Annotated in this window: 22 protein-coding genes; 12 read left to right on the top strand and 10 right to left on the bottom strand. The window is 55.7% G+C overall.

The genetic code is table 11. From position 1 onward, the window contains the following. Positions 1–19: 19 nt before the first annotated feature. Positions 20–1,588 carry a degradosome RNA helicase CshA gene (gene cshA / locus ACZF99_RS08445; RefSeq protein WP_483610784.1) on the bottom strand — a complete coding sequence of 523 codons (1,569 nt, stop codon included), beginning with the start codon at positions 1,586–1,588 and terminating at the stop codon, positions 20–22. Between the two features lie 277 nt (positions 1,589–1,865). Between cshA and ACZF99_RS08440 the strand changes: the two genes are divergently transcribed. From ACZF99_RS08440 to ACZF99_RS08425, 4 genes are all read left to right on the top strand, one after another. Then, positions 1,866–2,696, top strand: coding sequence for a YitT family protein (locus tag ACZF99_RS08440; RefSeq protein ID WP_483610782.1), 831 nt, complete (start codon positions 1,866–1,868; stop codon positions 2,694–2,696). A 184-nt stretch (positions 2,697–2,880) separates the two neighbouring features. Continuing rightward, positions 2,881–3,075: a hypothetical protein gene (locus tag ACZF99_RS08435; protein WP_068786563.1), complete on the top strand. Its 195-nt coding sequence runs from the start codon at positions 2,881–2,883 to the stop codon at positions 3,073–3,075. 182 nt (positions 3,076–3,257) lie between these two features. Then, positions 3,258–4,445 (top strand): putative glycoside hydrolase, encoded by a 1,188-nt coding sequence (locus ACZF99_RS08430; RefSeq protein ID WP_483610780.1) that lies wholly within the window; start codon positions 3,258–3,260, stop codon positions 4,443–4,445. 102 nt (positions 4,446–4,547) lie between these two features. Then, positions 4,548–5,921, top strand: coding sequence for an MATE family efflux transporter (locus ACZF99_RS08425; RefSeq protein ID WP_483610778.1), 1,374 nt, complete (start codon positions 4,548–4,550; stop codon positions 5,919–5,921). A gap of 53 nt (positions 5,922–5,974) precedes the next feature. Here ACZF99_RS08425 and ACZF99_RS08420 read toward each other — a convergent pair whose 3' ends face one another. The 5 genes from ACZF99_RS08420 to ACZF99_RS08400 form a co-directional block, all read right to left on the bottom strand. Then, positions 5,975–6,190, bottom strand: coding sequence for a DUF3906 family protein (locus tag ACZF99_RS08420; RefSeq protein WP_483610776.1), 216 nt, complete (start codon positions 6,188–6,190; stop codon positions 5,975–5,977). Between the two features lie 464 nt (positions 6,191–6,654). Then, positions 6,655–8,040: a group II intron reverse transcriptase/maturase gene (gene ltrA, locus ACZF99_RS08415; RefSeq protein WP_483606585.1), complete on the bottom strand. Its 1,386-nt coding sequence runs from the start codon at positions 8,038–8,040 to the stop codon at positions 6,655–6,657. A gap of 495 nt (positions 8,041–8,535) precedes the next feature. After that, the gene (gene pfkA / locus ACZF99_RS08410) at positions 8,536–9,507 is read right to left on the bottom strand and encodes a 6-phosphofructokinase (protein ID WP_483610774.1); all 972 of its coding nucleotides are present in this window, start codon (positions 9,505–9,507) and stop codon (positions 8,536–8,538) included. 58 nt (positions 9,508–9,565) lie between these two features. Continuing rightward, entirely contained in the window at positions 9,566–10,645 is a 1,080-nt protein-coding gene (locus ACZF99_RS08405) for a tetraprenyl-beta-curcumene synthase family protein (RefSeq protein WP_483610772.1), read from the bottom strand. 91 nt (positions 10,646–10,736) lie between these two features. After that, positions 10,737–11,054: a hypothetical protein gene (locus ACZF99_RS08400; RefSeq protein ID WP_483610770.1), complete on the bottom strand. Its 318-nt coding sequence runs from the start codon at positions 11,052–11,054 to the stop codon at positions 10,737–10,739. A 154-nt stretch (positions 11,055–11,208) separates the two neighbouring features. Between ACZF99_RS08400 and ACZF99_RS08395 the strand changes: the two genes are divergently transcribed. Beyond that, on the top strand, positions 11,209–12,402 hold the full coding sequence (locus tag ACZF99_RS08395) for an MFS transporter (RefSeq protein WP_483610768.1): 1,194 nt from the start codon (positions 11,209–11,211) through the stop codon (positions 12,400–12,402). A 108-nt stretch (positions 12,403–12,510) separates the two neighbouring features. Further along, on the top strand, positions 12,511–13,158 hold the full coding sequence (locus ACZF99_RS08390) for a nitroreductase family protein (protein WP_483610766.1): 648 nt from the start codon (positions 12,511–12,513) through the stop codon (positions 13,156–13,158). Between the two features lie 62 nt (positions 13,159–13,220). Here the strand turns inward: ACZF99_RS08390 and ACZF99_RS08385 are convergent, their stop codons facing one another. The 4 genes from ACZF99_RS08385 to ACZF99_RS08370 form a co-directional block, all read right to left on the bottom strand. Next, positions 13,221–14,117, bottom strand: coding sequence for a hypothetical protein (locus ACZF99_RS08385; RefSeq protein WP_483610764.1), 897 nt, complete (start codon positions 14,115–14,117; stop codon positions 13,221–13,223). Positions 14,118–14,130: 13 nt separating this feature from the next. Then, positions 14,131–14,553 (bottom strand): VOC family protein, encoded by a 423-nt coding sequence (locus ACZF99_RS08380; protein WP_483610762.1) that lies wholly within the window; start codon positions 14,551–14,553, stop codon positions 14,131–14,133. Next, positions 14,550–15,527 (bottom strand): helix-turn-helix transcriptional regulator, encoded by a 978-nt coding sequence (locus ACZF99_RS08375; RefSeq protein WP_483610760.1) that lies wholly within the window; start codon positions 15,525–15,527, stop codon positions 14,550–14,552. Before ACZF99_RS08375 ends, ACZF99_RS08380 begins: the two co-directional genes overlap by 4 nt. A gap of 195 nt (positions 15,528–15,722) precedes the next feature. Further along, positions 15,723–15,920: a cold shock domain-containing protein gene (locus ACZF99_RS08370; RefSeq protein WP_009222768.1), complete on the bottom strand. Its 198-nt coding sequence runs from the start codon at positions 15,918–15,920 to the stop codon at positions 15,723–15,725. A 239-nt stretch (positions 15,921–16,159) separates the two neighbouring features. Between ACZF99_RS08370 and ACZF99_RS08365 the strand changes: the two genes are divergently transcribed. From ACZF99_RS08365 to ACZF99_RS08340, 6 genes are all read left to right on the top strand, one after another. Continuing rightward, on the top strand, positions 16,160–16,393 hold the full coding sequence (locus tag ACZF99_RS08365; protein ID WP_059045925.1) for a hypothetical protein: 234 nt from the start codon (positions 16,160–16,162) through the stop codon (positions 16,391–16,393). 41 nt (positions 16,394–16,434) lie between these two features. Further along, the gene (locus tag ACZF99_RS08360; RefSeq protein WP_483610757.1) at positions 16,435–16,605 is read left to right on the top strand and encodes a hypothetical protein; all 171 of its coding nucleotides are present in this window, start codon (positions 16,435–16,437) and stop codon (positions 16,603–16,605) included. 254 nt (positions 16,606–16,859) lie between these two features. Continuing rightward, a complete protein-coding gene (gene pepF, locus ACZF99_RS08355; protein ID WP_483612609.1) occupies positions 16,860–18,650 on the top strand; it encodes an oligoendopeptidase F in 1,791 nt (596 codons plus the stop codon). Between the two features lie 84 nt (positions 18,651–18,734). Beyond that, positions 18,735–19,109, top strand: a complete 375-nt coding sequence (locus ACZF99_RS08350) for a LapA family protein (RefSeq protein ID WP_483610755.1) — start codon at positions 18,735–18,737, stop codon at positions 19,107–19,109. Positions 19,110–19,151: 42 nt separating this feature from the next. After that, positions 19,152–20,189 carry a M42 family metallopeptidase gene (locus tag ACZF99_RS08345; RefSeq protein ID WP_483610753.1) on the top strand — a complete coding sequence of 346 codons (1,038 nt, stop codon included), beginning with the start codon at positions 19,152–19,154 and terminating at the stop codon, positions 20,187–20,189. Next, complete coding sequence (locus ACZF99_RS08340) at positions 20,176–20,958, top strand: hypothetical protein (RefSeq protein ID WP_483610751.1); 783 nt, start codon at positions 20,176–20,178, stop codon at positions 20,956–20,958. The genes ACZF99_RS08345 and ACZF99_RS08340 overlap by 14 nt, the downstream gene beginning before the upstream one ends. The last annotated feature ends 17 nt before the right edge of the window (positions 20,959–20,975 follow it).

The raw sequence follows: 20,975 nt of genomic DNA, 5'->3' as shown, positions 1-20,975 counted from the left end.
ATATTATGACAAACCCATCTTAGTTGTCGTACGAGGAATTGTCATTGTATTTGGAAGGCTTGCGCTCTCCGCCGCCCGAGCCGGTACGCGGCTTGCGGTCGGAGGAACGGTAGGAATCGCGGCCGTCGCGGTTATATCCGCCGCCGCTTTTATTGTAACCGCCGCGGTTGCCTTGGGAATCGCGACGGTAGCCACCTCCGCCGCGATTGCCGTAACCCGACGGCTTCCGGCCGCTGGAACGGATATCCGGATTGCGGCGTTTCACGCGAATCGGTTCTTCCGGCGTCAACTCAACGTTGGTTTTCTCGTTCTTGTCGCCCGTGATCAGCTTAAATGCGGCCGCCAGCAAGTTTACCGAATCGTATTGCTCCAGCAGTTGGATGGCGATGCCTTTATTTTCGTTCAGCTCGCCGTTTTCCACCAGCTCGATCAAACGTTCGGCAATAATGCGCTGCTTGCCTTCGATTGCTTCGGCAATGCTCGGCAACGGCTTACGGGCAATTTTATGACGCGTAATCCGTTCGATGAAGCGCAAGTGATCGATTTCGCGCGGCGTAACGAAAGACCAGGCCGCCCCTTCTTTCCCGGCGCGGCCGGTACGGCCGATCCGGTGTACATAGCTTTCCGGATCCTGCGGCAGGTCAAAGTTCACGACATGGGTTACGCCGGAGACGTCCAAACCGCGTGCGGCCACGTCGGTTGCGACCAGCACGTCAATGCTGCCGTCGCGGAATTTGCGCATCACGTTGTCGCGCTGGTTCTGCGACAAGTCTCCGTGCAGGCCGTCGGCGGAATAACCTTGCTTCTGCAAGGCTTCGGACAATTCGTCGACGCGGCGTTTCGTCCGGCCGAACACGATGGCCAGCTCCGGCGACTCCATGTCCAGCAAACGGGTCAAAGCGTCGAATTTCTGACGTTCATGCACCTCGATGTAAGCTTGGTCGATCAGCGGTGCGCTAACCTGCTTGGGAATCACGGACACATGCTCCGGATCTTTCAGGAACTGTTGGGCCAGCTTCTGAATATTCGTAGGCATCGTCGCGGAGAACAGCATCGTTTGACGTTCCTCGGGTACCAGCTTCAGGATCGATTGAATATCCTCCATAAAGCCCATGTCCAGCATTTCATCGGCTTCGTCGAGAACGACGGTTTGCACATCGTCAAGCTTGATCGTTTTCCGGTTGATGTGGTCAAGCAAACGGCCCGGTGTACCGATAATAATTTGGGGCTTCTTCTTCAATGCGCGAATTTGGCGTACGATGTCTTGTCCGCCGTAGATAGGAAGAGAACGCGTGCCTTTAAAGCGGGAGAGCTTGCCGATTTCCTCGGCGACCTGAATGGCCAACTCCCGGGTTGGCGTCATAATCAGCGCGACGATTCGATCTTCTTCTTTCGGGATTTTGTTGATGAGCGGCAATCCGAAGGCTGCGGTTTTCCCTGTCCCGGTCTGAGCTTGACCGATCAAATCGCGCCCCGTCAAAGCGATCGGGATCGATTTGGCCTGAATCGGCGTCGCTTCTTCAAATCCAAGTTCGGTAATAGCTTGCAAAACTTTAGGCTCTAGGCCGAAATCTGCGAATGTGTTCAATGTATTCATACCCCTTCTATTTAGTGGACATTCCACCGGCTTAACGGTATTCTTAAGTAGCGTTTAAAAGGTGTTCGAAGCCATATCAGACTGACCTTTTGAACTCCATTTCAATCGTTTATAGGCTGTCCAATCCGCCTGTAAATTTTGCATAGGTCTAGCTTAAAAAATGGAAATGAGTACCTACTCAAGAATATCTCAAACATTATAGCACAAAACATAAATGGAATACCAGCAAGCAGGTTGGGATACTTCCTTTATTTTCGTGAGGTGAAAGATGGTGTTCAAGGAAATCAGGAATGCGGCAGTCATTGTGCTTGGGGCCGCGATGATAGCCGCCGGTTTCAATTTGTTCCTCGTGCCGCTCCATTTGCTCAGCGGCGGCGTTTCGGGGTTGGCGATGCTGACCGCTTACTTCTCTCCGCTCAGCATCAGCACGATGTATCTGGCCTATAACGTGCCGATATTAATTGCCGGATTGTTTATGCTCGGGAGACGGTTTATCGGGCTAAGCATCTTATCCGTTGCGGCCACGACCTGGTTCATCGCCCTGATCCCGACGCCGGACAAGCTGCTGTCGTCGGATTCGCTGTTGTCCGCCGTGTTCGGCGGCGTGCTGGTCGGCATCGGCAGCGGCATCTCGTTCCGCGTCGGCGGATCGTCCGGCGGCTTCGACATCATCGGATCGATCGTAACCCGCTTCCGCGATTTTCCGGTCGGCAACGTGATCGTCGGACTTAACGGCATCGTCATTTTGGCCATGGGTTACCTCGAAGGCAATTGGGACTTGGCCTTGGCTTCGATGGTATCCATCTACATTTCGGGCAAGGTCGTCGACTTGATCCACATCAGCCATATCAAGGTGACGTTGTTCATCATCACCGACAAGACCGAAGCGATGCTCGAACGGCTGCTGACGCTGCCTCGCGGGGTGACGCTGATGAAGACCCAGGGCGCTTTTTCCCATAAGGAAAAAGATATGCTGATGACCGTCACGACCCGTTATGAACTGGCCGAATTACGCGAAATCATTAAGCAAACCGATCCTGCCGCCTTCGTGAATATCGTGGAAACCGTCGGGGTGATGGGCTCGTTCCGCCGCCGTTAAACGTTTTCTCTGAAAGAAGCGGCGTTTTCAAACGGCCGCTTCTTTGTTATAATAATCACAGCGGTTCCTACGCAACTTCATAAGGGTTCAGCTTTACCCCGTATTTCACAGGCTTTTTGCTTTTCCGATTTAGGATTGATTCCGCGGCGAATAAATCTGAAAGGAAAGGGTGATGGATGTGGAAATGGAAATGGAAACGGTAAAACTGGAACAGATCGTCAAGAAATGGTTTCCGGATATGCTGCCTTTTCTGAACCAAAGGGAACTGAATTCGACGATCCTTCTCCGGGATGGCCTGACCATCTTGGAACCGCAGGACGCGCTGGAGATTATTCAATTCAGCATCTGCGAGCATCAAAACCCGGCGTTTCTTCATTAAAATATGTAACGCTTTCATGCAGGACGAAGTCGTTTCTTTTGCCCCGGCAAAGGAAACGACTTTTTTGCGTTTTTTTCCGCTATGAATCTCTGAAACTTTTTACCAATTGTGACATTCCTGTTCCTTCTGAAAGCCCTACTTCCGATATAATGAATAGCGAGTGCAAACAAGGGAGAGATATCATGAACATCATCTGGACACTACTACTTCTGGCCTTGAGTACGGGCAGCGGAGCCGCGCCGCAGGAGCAAGCCGCCGGGAACGTTCCGGCCAACCCCATGCTGGCGTCCGTGGCTCGCACCTTTTCGGCGAATCTAGCGGAAGGACGTCTGGACAATCCTATCAAACCTGCGGATTTGAAAGTAGACCCACAGGTCGATGCCCCCAAAGTCAAAGGCATTTATGTCACGGCTTATAGCGCCGGGGGTTCTCGCATGAACCAACTGGTCGATCTCGTCGACAATACCGAGCTGAACGCGATGGTTATCGATATCAAGGATGATCTGGGGTACATCACGTACAAGACGGATAACCCGGAGCTCAACAAACTGGGGAAACCCCAGCCGTTCATTCGCGACATCGACGCGTTGATGGCCCGTTTGCAGAAGCATGATATTTATCCGATCGCCCGAATCGTCGTGTTTAAGGATACCATTTTGGCCAAGAAACACCCGGAGCTCTCGTTCCGCCACAAGGATGGATCCGTGTGGAGCAACGGCAAGGGCGACAGCTTCGTGAACCCCTACAGCAAAGAAGTTTGGGATTATAATATCGCCATCGCCAAGGAAGCGGTCAAGCTTGGCTTCAAGGAAATTCAATTTGACTACGTGCGTTTCCCCGAAGGCTTCGAGAAACGGGCGGACAGTCTAAGCTATGCAAAAAATGAGATGAGCCGCGTCGACGCCGTCTCCTCCTTCGTCAAATATGCCAAAGAGGAGCTGGAACCGTTGGGTATCCGGGTCTCCGTTGATATCTTCGGGTACGCGGCATCGGTGCCTGCGGCCGAAGGGATCGGTCAGGACTTCGTGAGCATCTCCGACAACGTCGATGTGATATGTCCAATGATCTACCCCAGCCATTATACGACCGGCTGGTTTAACGCCAAGGATCCCGACAAAGCCCCTTACCAGACGATTAAGGGCGCGGTGCAGGATACGCAGACGAAGCTCGCCGAGCTGGGCGATGATCAGCCGATCATTCGGCCGTGGATTCAGGACTTTACCGCCAGTTGGCTGGGCAGCGGCCATTATATCAAATACGGAAAGCATGAAGTGGAAGAACAAATTCGCGCGCTGAAGGAAATGAAGGTGGAGGAGTTTCTGCTATGGAACGCCTCCAACCGTTATACTTCCGGCGTCGCTTATGAATAATCAAGCTGCAAGCCGACAAACCCGGGCCTTTATGCCCGGGTTTGGTTTGGCTGCTTTTGACTTCAAGACGCAAACCTTTGATGATCGGAGTTATGTCGGCTTATGAATCAAACCTATACCTTAAAGCAAAAGTACGCGCAATTTTTACGCATTTTGATCCCGATCCTCATCACCCAGGTGACGATGTCACTGATGACCTTCTTCGATACGATGATGTCCGGCCACGCCAGTCCGGCCGATCTTGCGGGCACGGCCATCGGCTCAAGCCTGTGGGTCCCGGTGCAAACCGGACTCAGCGGCATCCTGATGGGCATTACGCCGATCGTTTCGCAACTGGTTGGCGCCGGACAGAGAGACAAGGTGGGCTATCACGTCCTCCAAGCGATCTGGCTGTCTGTGGCCGTGAGTCTGGTTGTGCTGCTCGCCGGGGCATTTTCGATCTCTCCCTTGCTGAACACGATGGATCTGGAACCCAAGGTGCATCATGTCGCTTTCTATTTTCTGGTCGCGATTTCCACGGGAATTGTCCCTTTGTTCGGTTATATCGTGCTGCGCTCGTTTATCGACGCGCTCGGACAAACTCGGATATCGATGATGATCACGCTAATCTCGCTTCCGTTAAACGTGGGCGCCGGGTATCTGCTCATTTTCGGACACGGCGGCTTTCCCCGCCTCGGCGGGATCGGCTCCGGGATCGCCACGGCCTTTACGTACTGGTGCATCTTTCTCATCGCTTTGTGGATCGTGCATCGGCAGGAACCGTTCGCCTCGTACGGCGTCTTCCGCAAGCTACATCGCGTCTCGCTGGCCAAATGGCGCGAGCTGATGAATCTCGGCGTGCCGATCGGCTTCGCCATCTTCTTCGAAACGGCGGTCTTCGCCGCCGTGACGCTGCTGATGAGCCGATTCGACACGCTGACGATCGCCGCCCATCAAGCGGCGAACAATTTCGCCTCGACGCTCTATATGATCCCTCTCAGCATCTGCCTGGCGCTGACGATTCTCGTCGGCTTCGAGACTGGCGCCGCCCGGCTGAAGGACGCCCGGCAATACGCGGCCCTTGGCGTCGGAACCGCCGCGGGCCTGGCGCTCGCGACCGCCGTCCTGCTGATGTTGTTCCGCCAGGGCGTCGCGCAGCTCTACTCGAGCGAACCGGAGGTCGTCTCGCTGATTAAGCACTTCTTGGTGTACGCCATCTTCTTCCAGATCTCCGACGCCATCGCCACACCAACGCAAGGCGTGCTGCGCGGTTATAAAGACGTCAGCCCCGGCTTCTGGATTTCCCTGCTGGCTTACTGGATCATCGGACTGCCGCTGGGGTTCGTCCTGGCCAACTACACGTCGCAGGGACCTTACGGTTACTGGATCGGTCTCATCACCGGCCTGGCTGTTGCCGCCGTTCTGCTCCTGTATCGCCTGGTGGTGATCCAGCGCCGCTTCGCCAGCCGTCAGGTTCATCCGGCGGACGCCCGATAAAATGCGACGAAGCCCGCGACCGATAGATGGTCACGGGCTTCGTCTCTTCAGCGCTAACGCTGCTCGTTTCCGGCTGCCACCACGTAGCCGGCCCCTGGCGCGATCCGCTTCTTCTCCACGATCGACAGCTCCGTCACCGCCGGGGCAGACAGCAATTGCCGCTGCACATGCGCTTCGGCCGCGGCAAACGCCTGCGCCTCCCCTTCAGCCGCGATGACGATCACAAACGGACCGGCGGAGGTGTCGGCCTCCAAGCGATACAGATACATGCTTAGCTTCCCCCTTCAGCATCTCTATCGTTCGATTGTAGCAGAAGCCGGAGGGCTCGCCTAGCCTGGTCAGGCAGAGGCAAGAACTCTTCGCTCAAGAGACCGTCAAATGTTGTATTGCATACAACATTTCAGGTACAAAGCACCTTAAAAATCGCTGATTGTTGTATTTCGTACAACAAATTGGAGCGAATTCGACTGGTTGCGGCTGGATTGTTGTACGTTATGCAATATTGTGGCCATCCGCCCCAGGAACCGTAGAAAAATGCTGTAAAAAATACAACATTTCCTACAACACTTCCCTATAACAACTCTCAAAACAATTCCCCAAAACAAGGCTGAGGCTTATTTCGGCGAACACAGCCTGCCTCAATCGGATAGGAGGCTACCCATTAATTGAGTAGCCGACCTTCCACACCACCGTGCATACCGTTCGGTACACGGCGGTTCAATCGCATTGAGTGCTATTGACGTAGACGCTCGTATTGGGCAGGGAAGTCATAATAACCCGCCTGTGCGAGCCTTTCGTTTGTTACAGAGCGATTCAATACTGCGCTTCCGGCTATTCGCCAGTAGCCCAGCCTTGTGTTCCCCCATTGGTAGGCCTGCCACTTCGGCACCCCCAGCTTGCGCAGGTTTTGCACCTTCGTTTTCGGTCTCTTCCACTGTTTCCAGATGTACATCCGCATCCGTCTTCGCAGCCATTCATTCCAGTTTTGCAGAATCCGCTTCATATCCGCTACGTAGAAATAGCCGATCCATCCGCGAATGTAGACCTTTACGTTTTCCATCACCTGCCGCGCATTCCTGCCTTGGCTTCGACCCGTTAGCTCTTTCAGCTTCTTCTTCGCCTTGGTCAGCGCTTGACGATGTACGCGTACGTATATGCCCCTTCCGTTCTTCCCCAAGGCAAATCCGAGGAATTTGAAGTGCTTCTGCGCCACAACACTGACGACCTTGCTCTTCTGCGTGTTCATTTGAAGCTTTAGCTTCTGTTCCAAATAGGTCCGGCTCGATTCCAGCAGCCGTATGGCTGCTCGTTTGCTCTTCGCCAATACCACGATGTCATCCGCATAGCGGATGACCCTCACGCCTCGGCTTTCCATCTCCTGATCAAATTCGTTCAGGTAGATGTTGGCCAACAGCGGGGACAACGGGCCGCCCTGGGGAGAACCTTCCTCCGTTGCCCGGCACACGCCGTTCTCCATGACTCCGCTTTTCAGGTACTTCTTGATCAGATCAATGACGCGTTTGTCCTGGATTTGTTTGCGCAAGAGATTCAACAGAAGCTCGTGGTTCAGCGTATCGAAGTATTTTGACAGGTCAATTTCGACCGCTTGTCCATAGCCCTGCTCCGCATACGCTTTTACTTTTCGAATGGCTTGCTGCGCGCTTCGCCCCGGGCGGTAGCCGTAACTGCCTTCCGAGAAGCGCGGCTCGAACAAGGGTTGCAGCTCTTGAGCGATGGCTTGCTGAATCACCCGATCTACGACCGTCGGAATGCCTAGCTTTCGCACGCCGCTTCCATCTGGTTTGGGGATTTCCTTTCGCCGTACCGGGCTCGGTCGATAACTTCCATTCCGGATACTTTGTAGGAGTTCCTCTCTGTTTTCACGCAGCCATGGCAGTGCCGCTTCGACAGTCATCCCATCGATTCCGGGCGCTCCGTGGTTGCGCTTGACCTGTTTGTACGCTCGGTTCAGATTCTCTCTGTCCAGGATGCGTTCCATCAGTTCGGTTGCACCGTCTCTTTCTCTACCTTCCCGAGCTTCGATGCTCCGCACTCCTGCATACCCTTCGCGTTCCACGCTATCTCTTTGCCGGCAGCCCTTTCGGTATTCTGCTTTCATCGCGTCGACTCTCCTTTCGGTCTGTACTCAAGACTTACGATTGTTCAGCCCTTCCGCTCGCCGTCGCGGCAAGCGTACTATGGCGTCTGCTGACTTCTCACAGCAAGCTTTACTCCATGTTTCGGATTTTTTTTTTCTTCCTACTCCACGTCTGTGAGACCTCCCCGGGTAAGGGCGATAACTTTCCCCTCATCCATTTGCCACATCTACATGATGAGATTCGGGCAGTATTGGACTTTACTTTGACGTGCAAGCTCGTCCGTCTCATCATGCCTTATATGTGATTTCTGTTCGTCAGACCGAGGGTTTGCCTCCGGCTTCCTTCAGATTCGGCCTCGCGACCGACACCCTTGCCTTCAGCTAACAGTTCCTACTGCCAAGCCTGTAGCGGACTTTCACCGCCTAGTTATCGCCCATGCCGGGCGCACACGCCAAAGAAGCCGAACCGGGAGTACACCCGGTTCGGCTTCTTGTCTAGCGATCTATCCCAACGATTTATTGCGACAACCGCGACGCCAACTCGTACAATTCCATATTAAACGGCTTCTTGTTGCCGACCACCTTCTCGATGTCGGTCAGCACCATTTCGCCGCCGATCATGCCGCAGGCCTTGTTCGACTCGCCCGCAATCAAGCTGCGCACGGCGAAGTCGCCGAGACGGCTGGCCAAGTTGCGGTCGAACGGCGTTGGCGAACCGCCGCGTTGGATATGGCCGAGCACCGTGGCGCGCGGTTCTACGGAAGGCTGGCGTTGCTTGATCGCTTGCACGACATCCTCGCCGCTGCCGACGCCTTCGGCCACGATCACGATGCTGTGGCGTTTGCCTTTCTCGAAGTTCTGCTTCATGCGGTCTGCCACTTCGTTCAAGTCAAACGGCACCTCCGGCACGAGGATCGTTTCCGCGCCTGCGGCCAATCCGGCATGCAGCGCGATATCGCCGCAATGACGGCCCATAACTTCCACGACCGAAGCCCGCTCATGGGAGGACATCGTGTCGCGCAGCTTGTTGACCGCGTCCACCACAATGCCGACCGCCGTATCGAACCCGATCGTGTAGTCCGTATACGAAATGTCATTGTCGATCGTTCCCGGCAGCCCCATCGTTTTGATGCCCAGCTTGCTCAGCCTCTCGGCCCCTTTATAGGAACCGTCGCCACCGATGACGACCAGGCCGTCGATGCCGTGCTCGCGCAAAATTTCCGCGCCTCGCTGTTGGCCTTCCGGCGTCTTGAACTCCAGGCAGCGGGCGGACTGGAGAATCGTTCCCCCGCGCTGGATGATATCGCCGACGCTGCGGATGTCCATTTGGAAGATGTCATTGTTGAGCAACCCCTGATAGCCGCGTTGAATGCCGAACACTTCCAGGCCGTAAAACAACCCGCTCCGTACGACGGCGCGTACGGCCGCGTTCATGCCCTGGGAATCTCCTCCGCTGGTAAGCACTGCGATTTTTTTAACTGCTGACATAATAATTCCTCCTAATTCGGTTATAAGTAAGTGAACTCTGCACAAGATGCTAAAGATGCTAAAGATGCTTGCGAATCCACAGGCTGTTAGCGAAGAAGAACAATCGCATCAGCGGGCTCCGGCGCATCAACCGTTTGGAAACCTCGCGAATTTCGTTCTGCTGGCTGACCTTCGGGTCGGACAAATAAAGGGCCAGCAAGCCTTCAATGATCATTCTATGAAACGAGGAAGCGGGCAGCGTGCGGATATCCCGCCGCGCCCCCTCGACGATCAACGTGATTCGGCCCAACATCGTTTCCTTGCTGTCGTAATAACTGCAAAAATTCAAATCCCCGCCAATTTCATCCTCCGCTTGATCGATCAGGTAATCCAGCATAATATGTAACCCGCACACATGCGGAAAATAAGCGTCGTGGATCGTTTTTGCGCTTTTCTCGTCCAGCTCGTCGTGGCTTGCCGCCAAAAACAGCATAAACACCCCGAGGGTTGAACCCGTAGCTGCCGCAAATTCGTTCCAGCGCAAATGCGGCGCACGATACTCGTGGTTCGCCCACCAGCCCAACAGCTTGGCTTCGCGCTCCAGCGGATCGATATGCTTGTACACCTGCAAGTCGGTATAAAGTCCTACTAAATCGACGACGTACGGCATCGCCGCCGAGTAGCCGCGAAGCTCGGCGATATACGCCTGGCAAGTCCCGACCAGCCGGTGCAGGTAACCGCCGTCGTCCTGCTCGTCGCGCAGGGCGTAGTAGTTCCGCAGCGCGGCGCCAGGGTTCACCGCATCGAGCATGCTCTGGTGCAAGAGCCGGAAATCCTCAGGATCCTTGGAAGTGCTCCGGTCGCATAAATTGTCCAAATAATCGCTGATGGTTTGAAATGCAACGATGAGTGGAATCAATACGTGGCGCATCGGCAAGTTCGCGGCCGCATAGACGGCGCCGCCCTGGCAATGGAACTCTTTCGTGGCGATGCTGGCCAAAGCCTGCCGCCTAAGCTCAGGGTCGGGGATCGCTTCGGCTTCCTTCTTCCAGCTATCCAACTGCTGACGGACATCCGGCAAAATAAACTTATATACCCGGCTCATCAGCCGAATCGGTTCCTTCGGGAATTGGTTTCGGCTTTGCTCAAGTTCAATCAATGGCCTGCCTCCACTGCGTTGTTAAATACGGCCTATCTGAAAACCAATCTATATTATAATATGATCCAACTTTTAGCACAAATAAACAAAATCACAAATGCCTTTTGACGGAGGGCTCCTCCTGGGTCGTGCGGTACCAGATATGCAGGTCGTTGATCCGGCTGGCCAGCTCGGCGATTTCGCCGTTGAGGCGGCAACTGCGCTCGAAATCGGACTCATTGCTCATTTCGCCCAGCATATCCTCGATCGACCGTTCCAGCAACATGACTTTGCTGGGGATCCGCCCGCGGATCTCCTCCCAATAGGCGATCATCGCCAGCCGTTCCTCCAGCTCGTATTCGTCAAAGGGACGCTCCAGCACAGGCACGTGAATGTCCAGCCGCGCATCGTAAACAAAACAATCATTCATGACGATAGCCTCCTCCTTATAAGAACAGTATAAGGGATTAGGCAAACGGAACGTAAATTTGTTGCCGCCGCCCCCCTTGTTTTCTGGTATACTTGCAAGCATACCGACCAAAAAGGCACAACGATTTGACTGCAGAAACGGAGTACGAAACCCGATGAACCGGAAAACCACGGCCCGCACCGATATCGGATGGCTGCGCGCCTTTACCTTTACAATATACGGAACAAGTGTCCTTGTTTCCTCCTATTTCCCGCTATTTTACGCCCAGCTTGGATTTACGACCAGCCAAATCGGCTTGCTGTACGCGTTGGGTCCGATGATCTCGCTCGTATCCAATTTGCTGTGGAGCCTGGCCAGCGACCGTTACCGAACGATCAAGAAGATCCTGCTTCTCTTGCTGGTCGGCCAAATTGCGTTGACGTTTATTTTGTCCGCCTCCACCTCGTTTTCCGTCATCATGGCGGTCATTACGGTGTTTTACTTCTTCTTCTATCCCGTTTTTCCGCTGTCGGACACGATCGTCATCTCGACGGCCAAGCAGCATGGCATCCATTTCATCTCCATCCGCCTGTTCGGCTCGTTCGGATATGCCTTCTTTGCCCTGGTCATCGGTTATGTGCTGGCCCGGGTCGGCTCCTCGAATACGATGTGGGTATCGATCGCCATCGCCGGACTCGCGCTGGTGTTCATCCTGTTCGTGAAGGACCAACCGACGTCCGTGTCCAAGATGGATCTGTCCGGCATTTGGGCGATCCTGCGGCAAAAAGAGCTGCTATGGTTCTTCGGCTGCGTTTTCTGCCTGGCGATCGGCATGCGGATGAACGAGGCGTTCATCTCGATCAGTCTGAAGGAGCTCGGCGCAGGTGAAAATCTCATCGGCTGGGCGATGCTCGCCTCCTCGCTGTCGGAAATTCCCGTATTCATCTACCTTAGCTTCCATGGGGAGAAATATAAGGAGCTGCCGCTCCTGCTGCTGGCCAGCCTGCTGTTCGCCGTCCGGTTCCTGCTGATGGGGCTGACCGGATCGGCTTACGGCATCCTCGCCATCCAGGCGATGCACGGCGTGACGTTCGGCATCTTCTACGTCACGGCCATCCGCATGCTCACCCGGCTGATTCCCGACGAATTCCGGGCCACCGGCATGGCGTTGTACACCATCGTCTGGTCCAGCTTGGCCGGGCTTCTCAGCGGGACCTTCGGCGGCGTGATGTTCGAACAACTGGGCCGGCAGCCGTTCTACCTGGCGGCGATGGGCGCTTCGCTGGTTGCGTTCATCGGATTTGCCAGCCGCTATTTCCAGAAGGAACCGGGCGAGAATGCCCGCTCGAAACACGAACATAAAGCCTAAGAAAGTTCGATCGACGCTATCCCTGTTCAAAGGACAAGTCTTCCTATATAATAGTTATTATCAGATGATAGTACCTGGTATTAAATATGAAAAAGCAGGTGAAAACGCATGGAGTTCGCTTTGTTCCGGGACATCCTTCAAGCCCGCCGCAGCATCCGGGAATTTACTGAAGAAGCCGTCAGCCTCTCCGATATCGAGGATCTCATCGACTGCGCCCGTTATGCGCCCAGCGATACGAATTCGCAAACCTGGGAATTCGTCGTCGTCATGAACGCCGACAAAATCAAACAGATCGAGGACTTCACCTGGGACCGCCTGCATGAAACCGCAGCGCGCGCTGCGGAACAAGGGCTGGAGCGAGAGGCCAAGCTGCTCGTGAAATCGTTCGGTCCTTACGCTACCGCCTTTTCCGGCGCGCCGGCGTTGATCGTATGTTTGTCCACGCCGTATACGTCCAAGTTCCGCGAGAAAATTTTTGACCCGATTGCTTTCGTCGCTTCCGAGGTTTGGGAAGAGGAAGGCCTGAAGAGCAGCTGTCTGGCCGCGCAGAACCTGATGCTCGCCGCGCACGCCAAAGGCCTCGCCACCTGCCCAATGACCGGACCGGTGCTGCTGGCGGAAGACAAGCTCCGCGAATTTCTCGACATTCCCGCCGACCGCGGCGTGAACATGGTGATCGCGCTGGGCCATCCGGCGATTTCGCCGAAGCCGGTGCCTCGGAAGGAAGTCGCCGATATTTTGCGGATCGTCGATTAAGCTTGAAGCTCAAAGAGGCTCTTTTCCGCAATGTAACGGAAAGAGCCTCTTTTTGATCCAATCTAGGACAAACGGCCGTAAGCCTTCAACGTCTTCAAATTCTCAACGGTCAGCCAGCCGCGCCATTCCTGCTCGCCGGCCGGGCTCACCGCCGGAAACGTCAATGCCCAGCCGCCGTCTTCCTGCTGCGTGTCGAGCAGCCAATCCAAATGCCGCTGCACCTCCGGCTCGGAGACGAGTTTGGCCGCATAACTGTCCGGCGTCGGGGCGTAGTCCAGCACCTTGTGGACGTACCCTTCCGCCCGCGGATCGGTCTCGATTCCGTTTGGACCCGTCAGCCACGCATCCAGCCGGGATCGATGCGGCGCCGCCCGCTCCCGATCGGGAACATGCTGCAGGAAAGCGATCCACTGCGCGGCATCGTGATAATCGCCGGGAAGCCCCTGTTCCACCTTGTCCCACAGGAAGGCGATATGGCTTTGGAACCAGTCCTCGCTGACAAAATCGGTCCGTTCCCGCTGCTCCAACAGCATGCCGACAATACTGCCGGTGGGGTTGATTGAAGGAACCCCATCCTGCTCGGTGGTCCACCAAGGCGCGTGCGGATAGCGGTTCACTTCCGTCGTCGCCCGCGGCAGACCGCCGCCAGGAAGCGTCATGCTCCGCAAATAGCGGATCACCCCGTCCAGCAGATCCGATCCCAACCCGCCGACCTCGCGCAGCACCAGGAGCGCCGTCTCGGTGGCCACCGGCTGGCTGTGCGGGCCGCGCATATCCGGCTCGAGCGCATGGCCGAAGCCTCCATCCTCGTTCTGGTACGGGCGAAGCGCACCCAGCACCTCCCCCGCAGCCCCTCCTTCAAAATGGTAAGCAAACCGTTTGCGATCCAACAGCCGGGCATGTGAATAAATAAAGGTACCGGCTCGTTCCAACGCGTCCCGCTCTTTCATACTCCTCATTTCCCTTCCCCATTTAGGCTTCGAATACCCAATCCGGATTCCAGACCACTTCCCATAAGTGCCCGTCGGGATCTTGAAAATACCCCGAGTACCCGCCCCAAAACGTATCGTGGGGCGGAACGACGATCTTGGCCCCCGCCGACTTGGCCTGCTCCATCACCTGATCCACTTCCGATTTCGCGGCCACATTATACCCCAGCGTAAACTCCGTCGAACTTGGAGCATCGAGCGTCAGGCCGGTATCATGTGCGATATCTTCCCGCTTCCACAGCGCCAGCTTGAGTCCCGCCTGCAAATCGAAAAAGGCGACGGCCCCGTGCTCGAACTCTTGGCCAACGATCCCGTCCGTCGCCCAGCCGAGACCATCCCGGTAAAATCGAAGCGCGCTCTCCAAATCCTCCACACCGATCGTTAATACCGTCATTCTTGGTTTCAATTGCATCCCTCCCATCCTTTCACATACGAAGTCCGGTACAGCTCGGCCAGCTCCGCAGCCCGCCGATGAAGCTCCTCACGCAGCGTCTGAGGTTCGAGAACTTCTGCATCCATGCCGAGAGCGAAGAAATAGGAAACCGCCCAGTCCCACTCCGAGCCCGGCAGGATGCAGTCCAATCGCCATTCTTCCTCCCCGGCTTGCTGAACCTCCTGGCCAAAATGCGGATCCTGCTCCGCCAGCAGCGATCCCCGGTACGTCAGTTTCACCTGTATCCGGAAATCTTCCCTGTCGGCTGCCGCAGCGGTATCCCCCTTCTTGGCTTCCGCTCCCCTATCGGCATCCGCATCCGGTGGGGGAGACGTCTCGGCAGCCTCCACGAAGCGATCGACGCGGAACGTTCGCTTCTCCCCGTGCTCCAGCGACTCGGCTTCGCAATACCAGAACCCGTGCGCGGCGTACACGCGCACGGGTTTCAGCGTCAACTGCCGGCGAGAATTCATCGAGCGGTACTCCGCTCGAATCCACTTCCCGCCGGCGGCGTAATCCATCAAGGCGCTGAGGAACGGCGCCTGGATGCCGCGCTCCGGCACCTCCATCTCCACATGCCGGAGCAGCGGAGCAATTTGCCCCAGCATCTGCTCGGGCAAAGCGGAACGGATCTTGTCGGCGACCGTCCATTTCGCCTCGCGGAAGGGACTGCCGCCGTATTTGCCCATGCCGTCCAAGGCCAGCAGGACGGTCAGCGCCTCGCCGGCGTCGAGCTGCAGCGGCGGCAGCCGGAAGCCGTCCATAAGGCGGTAGCCGCCGCCTGGCCCTGACAGCGCAACCAACGGGATGCCGATTTCCGTCAAGGCCTGCATATCGCGAAGCACCGTCCTCTTGGACACCTCCAGCTTGTCCGCCAAGGACTGCGCCGTTTCCGGGCGCTGCTGCAGCGCCAGCACGATCGCCATCATCCGGTCCATCCGCTTCATCGCGTTTGTTCCCTCCCGTTAAATTCACTATAACAGAGCAATGGTGACAACGGATTGTCACCAATTCTGAAATTCGTTCGACCATGCGGTTAACTTCCTATGTATACAAAAAAACACAGCCCTATAAAGAGCTGTGCCTTTCATTATCGCGCTTGGAACCAAACTTTATAAGTGATCCGTTAAACGGAAGTGATCTTATAATTTGATTACGTTAGCAGCTTGAGGACCACGGTTGCCGTCAGTGATTTCGAACTCAACGGCTTGGCCTTCTTCTAGAGTTTTGAATCCTTCGCCTTGAATCGCGGAGAAGTGTACGAATACGTCTTCGCCACCTTCAACTTGGATGAAGCCATAGCCTTTTTCTGCGTTAAACCATTTAACTGTACCTTTCAAATGAACAACCTCCTAAAAATAATCGTCATCATTGACGAATACTCATATTATACTCTATGCCCACCGACAATGCAACGTGCCAGTTCGCCCAATCCTTCGCGGGCCAAAACCCGCGTCGAAACGTACGGTTTCATTTGCTTTCCTCGGGGGCGTGAGTTATCATTTTACATAAAATATTACCATATTTCCGCGGGTTTCATACCTGCGGACGCAAAGCCAAAGAATGGAGAACACCAGAGATGATCAAAAAACACGAAATATACAAAAAAGACAAATGGAATATGATGACGGTAGAGGTTCAAGGAAAATACATCGTTCTCCGCGAAATATCCGACCAGTGGGGCGAGGAGTCGCATACGTTCCTCAGCCGCCCCGCCTTGATGGATTGGGTGAAGCGCCGGTTCCCCAAAGAGGAATATGCCGGCAACGAGGCGGAATGGGATGAGATCATGAACGCATTCAAGCAGGTCTAGCCCGCCGTCTGACCATTTTAGTACGAAACGGAGCATTGATTATGGATAGTTCCAGCCTCCTGATTTTCATCATTTGCGCATTTGCGCTTGGCGCCGTGGTCATCTTGAATAAAGATCGCCTGGAGCCTCGCATTAGGCGCGGCCTTGCCTTGGCCTCCGTCGTTTTGATTGTGGTGGCGTTTGGGCTGTTGATTTACAGCTTCCTTGCTTGACGACCCCTATATTTCCCGCAGCAGGCGGTCATACTAGGAAAATGCCCAAAGCCGGCCGGACCTTCGGTTCCGGCAAAGCCCAGGGCTCCCGACATGATGATGGGAGGTATTCCGGTATGCGATCCAAGCGCATCCAACGCGCGATCCCCCTGCTGCTGACCGGCTGCCTGCTGGCAGCCGCATTTCCGGGCAGCGCCGCGACAGGCCTGCCTGCAACCGCATCTTCATCTTACCCAACCCAAAGGAGGATTCCGATGAGCACTGTATTGAAACGTACCGAGGTCCCGCAGGAGAATACCTGGAAGCTGCAGGATCTTTTTCCCGACCAAGCCGCTTGGGACAAATCCTACAACGAACTGAAAGCGCTGAAGGACAAAGCCGCCGAATTCGAAGGCAAGCTGAACAGTGCCGAGAGCATCAAAGCCGTATTCGAGCTGGAGGACGATTTGTCTTTGCGAATCGAGCGGCTTTACGTATACGCCCATCTCAATCACGATGAGGACACGACGAACCCTACATACCAGGCCCTGGTGCAAAAAGCCAAAAAATTAAGCGTGGAAGTCAGCGAGGCCTTGTCTTTTATTACCCCGGAAATTCTGGCCATGCCGGAGCAGGAGCTCGACAAGCTGATTAGCGATCCCTTGCTTGCGGATTACAAGTTCACCTTGCAGGAAATCAAACGCGAGAAAGCGCATGTGCTGAGCAAAACGGAAGAAGCGCTGCTCGCCCAGGTCGGCAATTTATCGCAAGCGCCGCAGCAAATTTACGGCATGATCAACAACGCAGATATGAAGTTCCCGAAGATCAAGGACGAACACGGGAACGAAGTCGATTTGACCCACGGCAGCTACATCCAGTTCCTGGAGAACCCGAACCGCGAAGTGCGCGAACGGGCGTTCAAAGCCGTCTACGAAACGTACCGCAAGCAGAAAAATACCATTGCCTCCACGCTGAGCGCAAATGTGAATAAGAACATGTTTTATTCAAGGGTGCGCAAATACCCTTCCGTGCTGGAAATGTCCCTGTACGGCGACAATATTCCGAAGGAAGTGTACACGAACCTGATCGACGCTGTCCATGAAAGCCTCCCGCTCCTGCAGCGTTACATGAAGCTGCGCAAGAAGCTGCTGGGCGTTGACGAGCTGCATATGTACGATCTGTTCGCCCCGCTCGTAGAGGAATACAAGTGGGATATCTCTTACGAGCAAGCGAAGAACATGGTCGAGGAAGGGCTGCAGCCGCTGGGCGAGGAATACCTGAAGGTGCTGCGCGAAGGCTTCGACAATCGCTGGATCGACGTATACGAAAACGAGGGCAAACGCACCGGCGCTTACAGTTGGGGCGCTTACGGCACCCATCCTTACGTGCTGCTCAACCACAAGGACAATCTGAACAGCATGTTCACGCTGGCGCATGAGATGGGCCACGCGCTGCATTCCTATTTTTCGGACGAAGCCTTGAAATATCGGGACGCACAATACACCATCTTCCTGGCCGAGGTCGCCTCGACGACCAACGAAGCGCTGCTGATGGATTATCTGCTCAAGAAATCGACCGATCCGAAGCAAAAGCTGTACCTGCTAACCTACTACGCCGATCAGTTCCGGACGACGTTATTCCGGCAAACGATGTTCGCCGAATTCGAGAAGCTGATCCACGAGCGCGCCGAAGCCGGCGAGTCGCTCACGCCGCAGGAACTGTCGGAGATTTATTACGATTTGAACGTGAAATACCACGGCAAAGATATGGTCGTCGACCGGGATATCGAGATGGAATGGGCGCGGATTCCTCATTTCTACACGAGCTTCTACGTGTACAAATACGCCACCGGCTTCTCCGCGGCGACGAGCTTCTCCAAGCAAATTCTTGAGGAAGGTAAGCCGGCGGTGGATCGTTACCTCGGATTCCTGAAGAGCGGCGGCAGCGACTATTCGATCAATATCCTGAAAAAAGCCGGGGTCGACATGTCCTCGCCACAGCCGATCCGCGAAGCGATGAGCGTGTTCGAGAACGTCATCGCGCAAATGGAGCAATTGACGAACTAACGTCCTTGACCAATGGCTACCATAAAATCCCTTGCCCTTAACGGACAAGGGATTTTATACTGTCCTAGAAGGAGGTGTACCCTCATGAAGATTCAATGGTCCCTGATTTTGGCGCTGATCTTCGCCTTGATTACCGCCGTGTTTGCCGTGATCAACGTCGATCCGGTGCGGGTGAATCTGTTGTTCGGCTCGGTCAGCCTCCCGCTGATTTTGCTGATCCTCGGCAGTACGCTGCTCGGCGGCATCATCGTCGGGTCGTTTGGCATTTACCGCGGCTACCGGCTGCAGCGCGAAGTCAAAGGCTTGCATGCCAAGCTTGTACATATTCAAGAAGCGACCGGCTATATTTTCCCGGAACCGGAGAGGCCGGAACGCGGCAAGAAGAAGAAAACCGACGAAACCGACACGCAAACCGATAATGGAGCCGGTCCGGCAGAGGAAGATCCCATTCAGCCGTAATCGAATCGGAAGCACATGCCCCAAACCCCAAGGAGGTCTCCCATGAATATTCAACCGAATGAAACCTATATATTAAATTTTCTGAAAACATTACTAGATACGCCAAGCCCCAGCGGCTTTACGCGCGGCATCATGACGCTGATCGACCGCGAAGCCGAAGCGTTGGGCGTCCCTTGCAGCTTTAATGAAAAAGGCGGCGCCATCTTGACCCTGCCCGGCCGCGATTCATCCCGGCGCATCGCGCTCAGCGCCCACGTCGACACGCTGGGGGCCATGGTACGCGCCGTCCGCCCGAACGGGACGCTGGCGATCACGTCGGTCGGCGGGTTTATGATGCACAGTATCGAGAACGAATACTGCCAGATTCACACTCGCAGCGGCCGGGTATACACCGGCACGATCCTCTCGACCCACCCTTCCGTTCACGTGTACAGTGATGCGCGCGAGTTCAAGCGCGAAGAGAAGAACATGGAAGTGCGGATCGACGAGCTCGTGGAAAATAAGGACGATGTGCTGAAGCTTGGCATTGCCGTCGGCGATTTCATTTCGTTTGATGCCCGCGCCGTCGTGACGCCAAGCGGATATATCAAGTCCCGCCATCTGGACGACAAGGCCAGCGTGGCCGCCTTGTTCGGGCTCCTCGAGTCGAGCCGCCGCGAAGGCTGGACGCCGCAGCATGACCTTATCTTCCTTATCTCCAACTATGAAGAAGTCGGGCACGGCGCATCTTGGATACCGGACGGCGTGAACGAAATGATCGCCGTCGACATGGGCGCCATGGGCGACGACCTGAGCTGCAAAGAGACCGACGTCTCGATTTGCGCGAAGGATTCCACCGGCCCGTACGACTATGAAATGACCAGCCGGTTGATCGAGCTGGCCCGAGGCCTTGGCATTCCGCATGCGGTCGATATCTATCCGCATTACGGCTCCGATGCCTCGGCTGCGCTGCACGGCGGCCACAATATCCGCGCCGCGCTCATCGGACCGGGCGTGCACGCTTCGCACGCCATGGAACGGACCCATAAGCAGGCGATCCTTAATACGACCCGCCTGTTGGCCGCTTATGTTGCCGATTGATTGGCGGCGCTGGGGGATTGCCGCGGCTTCGGCCATGGCCATCTTTCTCGGCATTCTGCTGATGATCGGCTGGGGCAGCCGCTACCTGCTCCCGCACAACTATGAATATCATGAACTCACCGCGAGGAACGGCGTCAAGCTGCATGCCTTGGTCGTCGATCCGGAGCGGATCGAGCTGCGGGCGGCCGACCGGCCGTTGGGGCGTTACCGCGTGTACGGCATCAACGGCGGCTTTTTCTACAATGACGCCATATTGTCGATCGCGGTGAACCATGACCAGCCGGTTCAAGACAAGGCAGGCGCTTACGGCTCCGGCTGGTTCAACGCCAAATACGCCCGCGGCACGCTCGTATGGGACGGCGCTGCGGGCGGCTTCTCGGTGCAGGTGGTTTCTGCGGCAGACGAGCTCGCCGTCACGGATCGCTCCCGCTACTTCGCCCAAGGCGGCGTCAGCATGAAGCTGCAGGATGACGCCGGTTGGCGCGCGGCGGCGGTGGAGGCCGAGCACCTGCCGAATCCCGATGAGAACCGGCTCCGCTCCGGTCTCGCCTATGACGCGGACGGCCGGCTGTGGCTGATCGTCACGCCTACGCGCTGCACGGCGGAGGCGTTCCGCGCCGACGTCCAGGCGACGCTCGCCGGCGGCCAACTCGTCGACGGCATCTTCCTCGACGGCGACGGCTCGGCGCAACTGAACGCCGCCGAAACCAAGCTGAACGGCGATTCCCGCGATTTGCGGCAGGTTATTGTGATCAGACATGTGCCATGATGTCCCTCTCATGCTGC

Source organism: Paenibacillus sp. JL3B1040 (assembly GCF_057063165.1).
This window is presented reverse-complemented; position numbering and strand designations above follow the sequence as displayed.